12 protein-coding genes are annotated in these 12,547 nt (G+C 47.3%); 11 read left to right on the top strand and 1 reads right to left on the bottom strand.

Going from position 1 to position 12,547, the window contains the following annotated elements; all coding sequences use genetic code 11:
• Positions 1-234: 234 nt before the first annotated feature.
• Complete coding sequence (locus tag C7R93_RS20365; protein ID WP_106840531.1) at positions 235-789, top strand: GNAT family N-acetyltransferase; 555 nt, start codon at positions 235-237, stop codon at positions 787-789.
• Between the two features lie 452 nt (positions 790-1,241).
• A complete protein-coding gene (locus C7R93_RS20355) occupies positions 1,242-2,072 on the top strand; it encodes a protein-glutamine gamma-glutamyltransferase (protein ID WP_106840530.1) in 831 nt (276 codons plus the stop codon).
• Positions 2,073-2,161: 89 nt separating this feature from the next.
• Here C7R93_RS20355 and solA read toward each other — a convergent pair whose 3' ends face one another.
• Positions 2,162-3,304, bottom strand: a complete 1,143-nt coding sequence (gene solA / locus C7R93_RS20350) for an N-methyl-L-tryptophan oxidase (protein WP_106840529.1) — start codon at positions 3,302-3,304, stop codon at positions 2,162-2,164.
• 177 nt (positions 3,305-3,481) lie between these two features.
• On the opposite strand from solA, the gene C7R93_RS20345 reads away from it, so the two are divergent.
• The 9 genes from C7R93_RS20345 to motB all read left to right on the top strand — a co-directional run bounded on the left by C7R93_RS20345 (position 3,482) and on the right by motB (position 12,399).
• Entirely contained in the window at positions 3,482-5,209 is a 1,728-nt protein-coding gene (locus C7R93_RS20345; RefSeq protein ID WP_106840528.1) for a methyl-accepting chemotaxis protein, read from the top strand.
• A 176-nt stretch (positions 5,210-5,385) separates the two neighbouring features.
• On the top strand, positions 5,386-7,404 hold the full coding sequence (locus C7R93_RS20340) for a hypothetical protein (RefSeq protein WP_106840527.1): 2,019 nt from the start codon (positions 5,386-5,388) through the stop codon (positions 7,402-7,404).
• Positions 7,405-7,488: 84 nt separating this feature from the next.
• Positions 7,489-8,268 carry an ankyrin repeat domain-containing protein gene (locus tag C7R93_RS20335; protein WP_106840526.1) on the top strand — a complete coding sequence of 260 codons (780 nt, stop codon included), beginning with the start codon at positions 7,489-7,491 and terminating at the stop codon, positions 8,266-8,268.
• 103 nt (positions 8,269-8,371) lie between these two features.
• The gene (locus tag C7R93_RS20330; protein ID WP_106840525.1) at positions 8,372-8,974 is read left to right on the top strand and encodes a flavin reductase family protein; all 603 of its coding nucleotides are present in this window, start codon (positions 8,372-8,374) and stop codon (positions 8,972-8,974) included.
• A gap of 112 nt (positions 8,975-9,086) precedes the next feature.
• Positions 9,087-9,329 carry a helix-turn-helix domain-containing protein gene (locus tag C7R93_RS20325; protein ID WP_106840524.1) on the top strand — a complete coding sequence of 81 codons (243 nt, stop codon included), beginning with the start codon at positions 9,087-9,089 and terminating at the stop codon, positions 9,327-9,329.
• Positions 9,330-9,333: 4 nt separating this feature from the next.
• Entirely contained in the window at positions 9,334-9,849 is a 516-nt protein-coding gene (gene def / locus C7R93_RS20320) for a peptide deformylase (RefSeq protein WP_106840523.1), read from the top strand.
• A gap of 110 nt (positions 9,850-9,959) precedes the next feature.
• Complete coding sequence (locus C7R93_RS20315) at positions 9,960-10,691, top strand: ZIP family metal transporter (protein ID WP_106840522.1); 732 nt, start codon at positions 9,960-9,962, stop codon at positions 10,689-10,691.
• 90 nt (positions 10,692-10,781) lie between these two features.
• A complete protein-coding gene (motA, locus tag C7R93_RS20310) occupies positions 10,782-11,597 on the top strand; it encodes a flagellar motor stator protein MotA (protein ID WP_106840521.1) in 816 nt (271 codons plus the stop codon).
• A complete protein-coding gene (gene motB / locus C7R93_RS20305) occupies positions 11,590-12,399 on the top strand; it encodes a flagellar motor protein MotB (protein WP_017249990.1) in 810 nt (269 codons plus the stop codon). The genes motA and motB overlap by 8 nt, the downstream gene beginning before the upstream one ends.
• The last annotated feature ends 148 nt before the right edge of the window (positions 12,400-12,547 follow it).

The raw sequence follows: 12,547 nt of genomic DNA, 5'->3' as shown, positions 1-12,547 counted from the left end.
TGTGGACTGAAAAATTAAGTGTTAGACTGTCGTGGGGCATCACTAAGCTAACGGGTTTAACGATGAAAAAGCTGTCGCACCTGCTAAGCAATGATTGTACAATTATCTGTATACTCTTACATGATAAATAATACTAGGAGGTTATGAAAATGACGGAGCGATATGTATTCCGTTAAGTCCGTGGTCCACCTTTATATCTCTATTCTCACCTTATTAAAATATAGGAGGATGAATATGGATATTTTAATTAGAGAACTGAGGGCTGGGGACGATGAATTTGGTACAAACATTGATGGGAGCTTTATCGTGGACTCTACCCTTGTCCTGCAACTAATGGGACAGCGAATCGGATATACGGTGGAGGAGAGACCTCTTAGGAATAAAAGCTACGATGATGAACAGCTTGAAGAAGATACTGTTGAGGATTATTCGAGCTATATCGGCAATCCCCATCAAATCATTTATTTAGCGCTCGTAAATAATCAAGTTGTGGGTCGAATTGTTTTGAAAAGAAATTGGAACAAATATGCCTATGTGGAAGATATCAAAGTTGATAAGCAATATAGAGGATACGGTGTCGGTAAAAAACTAATCGAACAGGCTAAACGCTGGATGAAGGATGGCGGTATGACGGGAATCATGCTGGAGACACAAAGTAATAATGTCCGCGCATGCAAATTCTACGAAAGTTGTGGTTTTATCATCGGAGGTTTCGATTCCTACGTCTACAGAGGTCTAGATAAAGCTAGTGATGAGATAGCCATTTATTGGTATCTCATGCTTGATTAATAAGTGATTGATCCTCAGCATATGTCTTAAGAAGCCGAAATAATGGTAGCTTCTTTAAGACAGCGCAAAATAAGCAGCCGCAGTCTAAGACTTTATTTTTCAAGTCATAGTCAGCGGCTTTTTAAATTTGGGTACGAGTAGACCTTGACAACGCCTACCCAGTCGGAACTACAAAAAGGGGACCACGCTTGTCGAACACTTCTTCGTTGAGAATCTTCCGCCCGTAGGGTGGCTTTGGCTCGACGGTCCCCTTTTTGTAGTGGAGACGGCCAGTGAAACCCCCTGCTGGCGTGTCAGAGTCGAAGAGAACTGTTCTTTTTCTTCTCCTCCACTATGTTGACTCAAACCAAGAGTACCTTCCGTGCTTCTCTGATGGTTTTTCTTAGTCGATCACTTGGACATGGGCATTCGCATACAAATAAGAAGGACAGTGTGTGAAGGGGAGGTTGTATATGATTGTCATAGCGGGGAGACCGGCTCATCCCGCCTCGTTGGCAGCGGAATGGGGATTAAATCCGGTACAGCGTGAAACGATAGCGATTATGGCACGAAGTGAGGAAGTATTTGAATATCCGACTGCTGATCTCCTGCAATTTGAACTGAAAATGCGCGATCATCTGGTGAGGTCTGCCTTGGCGCTGAACGAAAGCGGCTTGGCCTTTTCTACTTTTGAAGAATCTCGTGCCAATCCAGCTTACTGGATTCGAACAGTGCAGGGCGGATTCCGTTTGCGACCGGGAGTTTTGCCATCCAACGGGATTATCAATATTTTTCGTGAGGGCAGAAAATACGCCACAGAGTGCGCTACTGCGATGGTCATTATTATTTATCATGCGGTTCTACAGTCTATTCGTTTACCTGATTTCGAGAGAATGTTTGCGGACATCTTGCTATATGACTGGCGGTACGATCAGGATCTGGACTTGCAAACATTGCGGACAAATACGTTCTTGCCTGGTGATGTGATTTATTTTGCCAATCCTGATTACGATCGCGCGACACCACAGTGGCAAGGGGAAAATGCAGTAGTGCTCGGCAATGGCTTGTATTACGGGCATGGTGCTGGGATCAAACGAGCGAATGAGATGGTAGCATTTTTGAATGAACAGCGAAGAGCAGGAGCAGTGAGGTCTGCCTATCTGGTCAATCAGGCGACTCGTCCTGGTTTCGCCTACCTGTTTCCCTACGCCAACGGTCGTTCTATCATGCGAGTTTCCAGTCATACCATACAAGCGAGCAGCCGAATTACAGCGCAGATCGGTTCTTTGTCTTGGGAGTTGTAAAACGAAAGAAAGCCTCCTGCCATAAATGCGGCGAGAGGCTTCTTTCACTCATTAGTGCGTGTTCAAAAAGGCGGCTTTTTGAACAATTTCTATGATGGACAGGAGAACCGCTTCCAAGAAAACATAGACAGGTCAAGGGCAGATGCTCCCTCAACAAGCAGTTGGCTGGTCGCTTCCCCGATCGCACTGGCGAATTTAAAACCGTGCCCGGAAAAGCCAGCTGCAAATACAAGCTGTGGGTGTTCAGGATGACGGTCAATGACGAAATGCTCATCCGGTGTCATGGTGTAGATGCATACCTTGCCCTGTCGCAACGGTCCGGCTGCCCCAGGCATATACGCTTCCAAAAAAGAACGAACATCTCCTTCGTCTGACAAATAGGTGCCAAAGGTACGTTCCAGTTTATCAGGATCGATGGCTTGTCCTCCGTCATGACGTCCGATTTTTACCCCACTGCCATCAAAGCTGGGAAATCCGTAGAACATAGAGTCATGGAGGCGAAAGATGAAGGCGGGGAAGCCATCCGCACTGTACTTGCTCTCATCTGCACCAAACCAGGCGATTGTTTTACGTGTAGGCGTGAGAGGGATGGACAAGCCCAATGAGTCAAGGAGTGAACCATTCCAAGCACCGGCGGATAGAAGGACTTTATCGCCGTGGTAGCTGGCAGATTCTGTATGCACGATGACCCCATTTCCTGCTGGCTCCAACTGCGTGACAGGCGTGTTGGTCAAAAGCGTGGCTCCTGAGGCAAGGGCGAGCTCTCGATAGGCGCGTATTCCATTTTCGGGATAAAGGACACCCGAAGTAGGTTCCAGGCAACCGTAGTAATCAGAAGGCAGGTTTATTCCCGGCCAGCGTTGCGTGACCTCATCGGCACTGAGTACCTCCAAGGGAAGGGAGTACTGCTCGGCGCTCTCCCGAATTTCATTCAGGAAAGGACAATTCAAGGGTCCAGCGTTCAACACACCTGTTTTGGCGAAGATCGGCATGCCGGATGCTTGTTCCAATTCTGACCATAACTGCTGCGCCCGCAATGCAAGCGGGACATACTGTTTTCCTTCTCCATACGCATGACGAATGATACGGGTATCGCCGTGATGACTGCCCATCGTGTGCGGGGGATCAAAAGCGTCGATCATGAGCGTACGCACACCCTGTTTTGCCAAATAGTAGCCGGCTGCCATTCCCATCGATCCTGCTCCAACAATAATGACGTCGTAGTTTTGCATCATCAGTCCTCCATTCTGCTTCATTTTCATCTATCTTACAGGAGTTTTCTGAATTGTGGATTCTAATTTTTGTGTAAAGATCAATATTTTTATGCGCATAAAGGTTTATTCCATCAGTTGGGAGGGAAAAGGAGATTACGCTATCATCATTAAGTCAAGAAAAGTGGTGTTTACGAAATGAAATGGACGATCGGAAAAAAACTGGGTGGTGCATTCGCATTTGTCCTGGTAATCATTCTCTTTACGGGAATAACAAGCATTATCATGATGCAGCAGATGAACCAGAAGATGGTCGAAATGAATACAAGCTGGCGCCCAGGATTAGAAGACATTCTAAAGATCAACATGACGCTGGAAACCATTCACGGGGTTACACAAACCATGCTCACAACAGAGAACATGGATGACAAGAACAAGTATGCAAAAACAGTGGATGATCAATTTGCCTATATTGACGGGCTATTGGCCAGCTATGAAAAAACGATTGTCGGTGAAGAGGACCGCCAAAATTATGAGGGATTGAAGCAGGCGCTGAAAAAATATGAAGAATTCAACCCTCGGTTCGTCGAAATCGGCAAAAGAGTGGATATCAGAAAGGCTGCTAGCGATGCAGACATGGCTGAGCTGGAGCTCATCAAGAAAAAAAGCAGTGAACTGTTTCTTGAACGCAAAAAATACTTGGATGCACTGATTACGTATAACAGCGAAGGAGCCCAACGCGTTGGCACGGAAAGCGCACAAATGTACGAATCCGTAAAACGGGACATGCTCATCGTCATGGTTGTCTCTGTGATTGCTGGTATATCACTTGCTGTCTGGCTGACAGTAAATATCCGTCAACCGATCCAGCGTTTGATGGAAGAGATGAAGAAAGTCGCTGATGGAGATTTGCGAGCAGAGCCATTGGTTGTCAAAACTCGTGACGAGATTTTTGATCTGACGAATTCGTTTAATGAGATGGCTACCAGTTTAACCACTGTCATTCGTCAGGTAGGCGGGACATCCGAGCAGGTAGCTGCATCGGCTGAGCAATTGACAGCAAGTGCAGATCAGACGAGCAGGGCCACCGAACAGATTGCCGTTACCGTTCAAGAAGTGGCAGCAGGTGTTGATCGCCAGGTAATGAGTGTAGAAAATGGAGCGAAATCCATTGATGATATGTCACGAGGAATTCGTCAAATCGCAAATAATGCCCAGCAAACATCCAATTTGGTGAGCGAAGTCGCCAACATGGCAGGAGAAGGGAACCAGTCGATTCAGGCAGCGGTTCAACAAATGAATGCGATCCATACTTCCATGCGTGAGCTCTCATCCGTGGTAGATGGTCTGGGCAGTCATTCTCAAGCAATCGGAGAGATCATCGAGGTTATTACAGGCATTGCGGATCAAACCAACCTGCTTGCCCTCAATGCAGCGATTGAAGCAGCACGCGCAGGAGAGCACGGCCGTGGATTTGCGGTTGTCGCAGATGAAGTACGGAAGCTGGCAGAGCAGTCGGCACAGTCTGCCCAAAAAATCGCGCAATTGATTAGTACGATTCAGACAGATACAAAAGTCGCGGTCGAATCGATGGAAACAGGTACTCGGGAAGTGCAAGAAGGAATTCGCGTCGTTCATCGTGCGGGTGAAACTTTCGGGCAAATTCAGAACTCGATTGGCACAGTAGCAGACCAAATTCACGACGTGTCTGCATCTGCCCAGGAAGTGTCTGCCCATTCCGAACAGGTCGTACAAGCGATGGAGCTGGTCAGTGAAGTTTCCGACTTGACTGCTGATGGCACGCAAAACGTATCCGCTGCTACACAGCAGCAGCTCGCTTCTATGGAGGAAATCGCTTCATCAGCGACAGCTCTTTCCAATATGGCAGAAGAGCTGCAGCACATGATTCGTCGATTCAAGGTGTAGGCATATACCGTACAGATAAACGCAAAACGCCAAAATGATTGGCGTTTTTCTTTTTTTTAGAAAAAGTTAATCTTTACGAAATAGTTCATTAAGATCAGGTTTAGTAGGAGTTTATCTCTTCCGACTACGATAGATTCAGAGGGTTGATCCCCCATCGTAGACAAGGAGATGATCGTATGAAGAAAACGAAAAAGCACCTCTCACTACTTTTACTCGCGGCGATGCTTGGAACAGGGGTAGCGGTTCCTTTCAACGTTCTGAACATGGATACAGTAGCGAGAGCAGCCTCTCATGATAAGCAGAACGAAAGCGAAGCTGTTGAGGTAACGAGCATCAAGTCTCTGAATTCCATTACACTAGAGATCACCTTTGCAGAGCCGCTCAGCTCAGAAGAAGTGGCACTCAACAACGCACAGAAAAACTTCGAATTCGATAACGACCTGTCCATTCGAAATGTTCCACAGCTAAAAACTGGATTCAAGTCTACCTACATCGTCCCTACTACCCCGCAAGAGGAAGGAACGGCGTATACCTTCAGCTACAAAGGCGAGGAAGTAGGCACTTTCACAGCTAACACAGAACAAATCAATATGAGAGAGGCACGTCAAGTAGACAATGATACCATTGAGTTAGAGTCTCGCTTGAGTGACCGCGTAACGGATTACGGAAATGTGATTGAAGCGTACGCAGGCAAACGAGGCGGCCTAGACTTTGAACTGGATGAGGACAACCGTTACAAAGGAAAGGAATACCAAATCATCTCTTCCTTGCGCGGTACACAAGTAACTCTGACACCGAGAAACGGTGAGCCGATCATTGCTACTTACGTTCCGTTCACCCAGAATACGGATGGTCGTCAAGAACCGAAATTCCGTCTGCCAGAAGGAGAGGAGCTTGAGCCGGGTGTTACTTACACGGTTTCCGCTGATTGGGCTGATTTCCGTGACGCTACCTTTACGGCGAAAGATATCGATCCACTTACCATCCAGTCTGTAAAAGCAACAAGTGAAACCACACTCGATGTCATACTGCGACGCGACCCGCGCGAAGAAATTTTCCCACTCCGTCGCATCACGTTGACAGCTCCAGATGGAACAGAGCTGGTTGCCCAATACAAATTTACGACACGCAATGGGGCGACAGGTACGTTTGAAATCATGAAAGGTGAAGAGCTGGACTCGAATGTCACTTATCAGGTGGAACCAGTAGGCGAATGGGCTACAGCACGAAACGTGTCCGTTACAACGGATGCCCAACCAGATGAAAATGCAGAAGTGCGCAGCATCAAGTCGCTCAATCCGATCACATTGGAAGTTACCTTCTCTGCTCCACTCGTAACAGAAGATCTGGCGCTTGCACAAGCACAGGAAAATTTCCAATTTGATAATGGTTTGACGATTCGCAATATCCCGCAGTTAAAAACAGGGACAACAGCTACCTACTTTGTTCCAACGACGCCTCAGGCTTCTGACACGACTTACACGTTGACATACAAAGACGACGAGACTGGTACGTTTGAAACAAACAGCGATAGGGTGGACATGGTCGAAGCTCGTCAGGTAGCGTACGATACGATTGAGATCGAATCAAGCCTGCGCGCTGGCGTGACGGACTATGAAAATGTGATTGCGTCTTATGTCGGCAAACGAAATGGCCTGGACTTTGTCTTAGATGAAAACAATCGCTACCGTGGAAAGAGCTATGAGATCATTCCATCTCTGAGAACGGCACAAGTGTACATCACGCCAGAGGGTGGCGAACCAATCGTAGCGACGTACGTTCCATTTACCCAAGCCACAGATGGTCGTCAGGAGCCAAAATTCCGTTTGCCAGCCGGGGTGACACTGATTCCAGGTGTAGAATACACCGTTACATCTGATTGGGCCGATATTAAGGATACGAAGTTCACTGCGAAAGCGATCAACCCGCTTACGATTCGCTCTGTAGAAGAAGTAAACGAAACCACGCTGGAGGTAAGACTGAGCACAGATCCGCGTGATGAACTGTTTGCATTCCGCCAAATCAAGCTAACAGCACCAGACGGAACAGAGCTCGTAGCCCAATACAAGGTAACTACACGAAAAGGCGCTACGGGAATCTTTGAGATCATGAACGGTGGCAAATTAGAACCAAACACTATGTATTCCGTTACTCCTGTAGGGCAATGGGCAGGACTGACCTTCACTACAAAATAAACCTCTAAATAGGCGATCTAAGCTCGGTACGCAACCGGGCTTAGGCCTTTATCTCAATGACATACCAAGGAGGAAGGTAGCCAAATGTACAGACTCATTTTCACTGCAATCCCATTCGGAATGCTGTTGACTGGCTGTATAGATGAACCGTCTACAACAGCTCCGGCGGTAACGACCGCACAGCAACAACCAGCAACACCAGCACAACCACCACCACAACAATCACAGACAGGTAAAAAGCCGACTCTATCTCAAGAAGAAGTGAAAGATATGAACAAAAAACTACTCTCTGCCGCAGTCGAGGGCAAAACGGATGAAGTCAAGGCTAGCTTGGCAGCAGGGGCCGAGATAAACGCACAGGATGATCGTGGAAGAACAGCGGCGATGGCGGCTACACACGGCAACCATGTGGAAACAGTGAAGGTTCTCATTGAAGCAGGAGCCGATATCAATATTCAGGATGACCGTCAAGATAATCCGTTCTTGTATGCGGGAGCAGAAGGGTACCTGGAGATCTTGAAGCTGGTGATCGATGCGGGTCCAGATACGAAGATTTACAACCGCTACGGAGGAACACCTTTGATTCCAGCGGCAGAACATGGCTATGTGGAAGTAGCAAAGGAACTTCTTACCCGGACGGATGTAGACGTCAACCATGTGAACAACCCGGGATGGACAGCATTGATGGAAGCTATCGTATTGAACGATGGCGGAAAAAAACAACAAGAGATGGTCCAACTGTTAATCGACCACGGCGCTGATGTGAACATCTCGGATAGCGAAGGGAAAACACCTCTGTATCGTGCAAAAGAACGCGGTTATAACGAGATTGTGCAAATCCTCCAAGAAGCAGGAGCACGCTAATTTGCGGAGGGAAGCATACAATCACACTTCGAGCGTGATGGAAATATTCCTCGACTAGAATAAGTAGTAGCAAGATGGATTCTAGTCAAAGGAGGCTATGTTCATGACAAGCCATACTATCATCCAACCGAAGATTTTGTATTACGGAACTCCCGTCGTCTTGTTGACGACCGAAAATGAAGATGGAACAACGAATATCAGTCCCATTTCATCGTCATGGGCGTTAGGAAATTATGTCATTCTAGGACTCGGGTTTGGCTCACATGGATTGGAAAATTTGCGGCAGCGGCCGGAGTGTGTCATCAATTTGCCGGATGCCTCCATGTGGCAGCAAGTGGAAGCATTGGCTCCGCTAACAGGCCGCAATCCCGTACCCGACTATAAAAAGGAGCTGGGCTTCCGCTATGAAGCGGATAAGTTTCAGGCAGGTAATTTGACTCCTGTTAAATCTGCTATCGTTCGTCCAAAGCGAGTGGGAGAATGCCCGCTTCAACTCGAAGCAGTCGTCCGCACCATCCGTTTTCCAGACTATGCCGACATGTTTGCGATTGTGGAGACAGAAGTGTGTCACGTACATGCAGACAAACAGATTGTCAAAAGCGCTCATCACGTGGACCCCCAAGCATGGAATCCGCTGATCTACAACTTCCGCCATTATTTTGGTCTGAGTGATCAGTTGGGGAAGACATATCGATCGGAAACATAGAACGTCAAAAACGCCAAGGTTTTGGCGTTTTTTTATTTCTGTAGACAAAATGTGGTATATTAGGTGTTGCCTAATAAAATTAGCTAGTACCGAAATTTCGAGGGGTGAAAAGATGCTTGTCTGGATGTTGCGAAAAGTAATGGCAGAAAGAGGAATTTGGACGGGAGCCGCTTTAGCAAGGCTGTTGAAAGAGAAAGCAAATTACAGTCTGTCCCCAGCCTCCATCAGTGCTTTGCTGACCAGTCAACCCAAACAAATGAAAGCCGAGACACTTGATGCACTCTGTACAGCCCTGGAGTGTACACCAAATGACTTGTGGGCCTATACACCACCTAATAGAGTGAAGGGAGCATAACAATATGGCAGTGAAACAGATTTTACCTTTTGGAGATCCGATCTTGCGCAAAGTAGCCAAGCCGGTGGATGAGCTAAATGAGAAAACGTTCAAGCTACTGGATGAGATGGCTGAAACCTTATATGCCACGGACGGCCGTGCTGGCCTTGCCGCACCTCAAGTAGGAATTCTTCGCAGGGTCATTGTCATGGATTGCGGAGATGGATTAATTGAGCTCATGAATCCGGAAATCATAGAAAGGAGTGGCGAACAAATCGGAATGGAAGCCTGCTTATCTTTTCCAGGATACTATGGCAATGTAAAGAGAGCCGAGCATGTAAAGGTGAGGACGCTGAACAGACAAGGCGAGGAAATGATCCTTGCGGCAGATGGATTCCTTGCTGTTTGTATGCAGCATGAAATCGATCATTTAGACGGGATTTTATTTGTGGATCATGTTCAGGAAAAATGGCTGTATCATGAAAAAACACGACAAAGAATTGATCTGCTGGATGTGATCCGCTTAACAAAAAAGGCGTAACGTCTCCATCTAGGAAATAAGATAGTAGAAGGCCGTTTGTTCCGGATATCTTTTCTGTGAACCTAAATGGTATCATCTGAAGAGCGGCATTATTACGTGGAGGAACACACATGGAACAACTACTGATCGGTAGCTTTCTTTCTGCCATGGCTACTGGTGTGGGCGCCTTGCCTATCCTTTTCTTCAAGTCGGTATCACATCGATGGCGGGATATATTGCTGGCGTTTACGGCTGGAATTATGGTGGCTGCCTCGACATTTAGTCTGATCCCACAGGCACTTCAGAGTGCGCCATTTATTATTGTTTGTTTGGGAGTGCTTACGGGAACATTGTTGCTTACGGTGTTGGAAAGCATCGTTCCACATATCGATCTGGAGCATACGAGAATCAACATTTCGATGGATTCGCAATCGCTGCTTATTTTGTCTGCGATTACCTTGCACAATATTCCTGAGGGCTTGTCCGTTGGGGTGAGCTATTCGAGTGAACAGTCCAGCTTGGGTGGCCTGATTTCTTTTGCAATCGGTCTGCAAAATGCACCAGAAGGCTTTCTGGTGGCTCTTTTCCTGATCAATCAAAAGGTCAGTCGTCTCAAGGCGTTTATTTTGGCTACGATGACCGGAGCAGTCGAATTCGTCTCTGGGATCTGTGGCTATTATCTGACCTCTGTGGTCCAAGGGCTGGTGCCATACGGACTTTCCTTTGCCGCAGGCGCGATGTTGTTTATCGTTTACAAGGAACTCATCCCCGAAAGCCATGGAGATGGTCATGCTCGTTCCGCGACTTTTTCGTTCATTCTAGGACTTTTGGTCATGATTGGACTAGTTCAGTCGTTCGTATGAGCGTTTTTTTCGAAAAGCCTCACAAGTGAGCGCAAAAATTCCGAAACCATATATAGATAGATTTCGATTATGGAAGTAGGGAGTGTCACGATGGAAAAGTCTACCTTGATAGGTTTAGTTCTAGGTATTATCGCAGTAGTGGTCGGGATGATCTTGAAGCATGCGAGTCCCATGTCATTACTGAATCCAGCAGCAATTATGATCATCATCGTAGGTACTATTGCTGCCATTTTCAACGCATTTCCCATGTCGGAAATCAAGCGTATTCCTGCCCTTTTCAAGATAATTTTTAAAGAACAACAGCTCCCTGAAAAAAGAGAGTTGATCGGTCAATTCATGAACTGGGCTTCCATTGCACGTCGCGAAGGATTGCTTGCACTGGAAAACACTTCTGATGAGATTGAAGACCCATTCCTGCGTAACGGTATGAAAATGATTATTGATGGTGGCGAACCGGATTTTGTCCGCGATGTCCTGAACGAAGAGATTCATGCTATTGAAGAGCGTCATCAGGCGGGTGCACTCGTATTTAGCCAAGCGGGAAGCTACGCTCCGACACTCGGGGTATTGGGTGCGGTTGTTGGTCTGATTGCGGCCTTGGGTAACTTGAGTGACATTGATGCGTTGGGCGTATCCATTGCGGCTGCGTTCGTAGCTACGTTGCTCGGTATTTTCACGGGTTACGTATTATGGCATCCGTTCGCAACCAAGCTCAAACGGAAGTCGAAGGCAGAAATCGAAATCAAAAAAATCATGGTCGAAGGACTGCTCTCCATTCAAGCAGGTGTATCTCCGACTGCGATTGAACAAAAGCTGTTGGTTTACATCCCATACCAAGAGCGTGCAGAGATGAAAGAAGAAATGAAGGAAGAGAAGAGGGAGGAAGGAGCTGCGGTAAATGGCTAAGCGACCAAAGAGACATGCTCATCATGAAGAGCATATGGACGAGTCTTGGCTAATTCCATACGCGGACTTGCTCACCCTTCTGCTCGCTTTGTTTATCGTGTTGTTCGCCTCTAGCGAGATGGATGCGAAGAAGTTCGACCAAATGGTTCGGTCCTTCAACGTTGCAATCAACGGCGGTGTGGGAGTCATGAACTACCCAAGCCCGGTACCACTAGACCCGGAGCTTCAGCAGCAAACCTTGCACAAAGGCGCACAGGAAGCAGAAAAACAGAAGACAGAAGAAGAAAAGCGTCTGGAAGAAGCAGTCCGCAAAGAGACAGAGGACTTGAAAAAGCTACAGACAAAGCTGGACGGATACATTCAGCAAAACAAGCTGCAGGACAAGCTACAGACCAAGCTGACCGAAGAAGGACTGCTGATTACCATTTTGGATAATGCGCTGTTTGACTCCGGAAAAGCTGATCTGAAACCAGAAGCGAGAAAGCTTGCGTCTGAAATGGCAGCGATGCTGGTGCCTCACCCGAAAAAAGTGACTGTAACTGGACATACGGACAATGTGCCGATTCGCCGTGCAGAGTTCCCGTCCAACTGGGATCTCAGTGCCAAACGTTCGGTTAATTTCTTGAAGGTGCTTCTGGAAAACAAGAACCTAGACCCGACGAAGTTCAGCGCGACAGGCTTGGGAGAATACCATCCGGTAGCGCCGAATACGACGGCAGAAGGCAGAGCGAAAAACAGACGGGTAGAGGTAGCGATCCTGCGTGATCTGGCTTCTCCTCCGAAAAATAGTGTGAATCCGTAATAAAGACAAAGGATAGCGCCTTGGGTGCTATCCTTTATTTTTTTATTGTAGCTGTAGTGGAGGGGAAGAAGCCCATTTCCAGTCTACGCTTCGGCCTACGCCCCGCAAGGGGTTAGACTGTCCGCTCCGAAATAAATGCACTGACCCC

It is taken from the genome of Brevibacillus fortis (genome assembly GCF_003013395.1).
Lineage (GTDB): Bacteria > Bacillota > Bacilli > Brevibacillales > Brevibacillaceae > Brevibacillus > Brevibacillus fortis.
The sequence above is the reverse complement of the archived record's forward strand: the minus strand, read 5'-3'. Positions and strand labels throughout refer to the sequence as shown.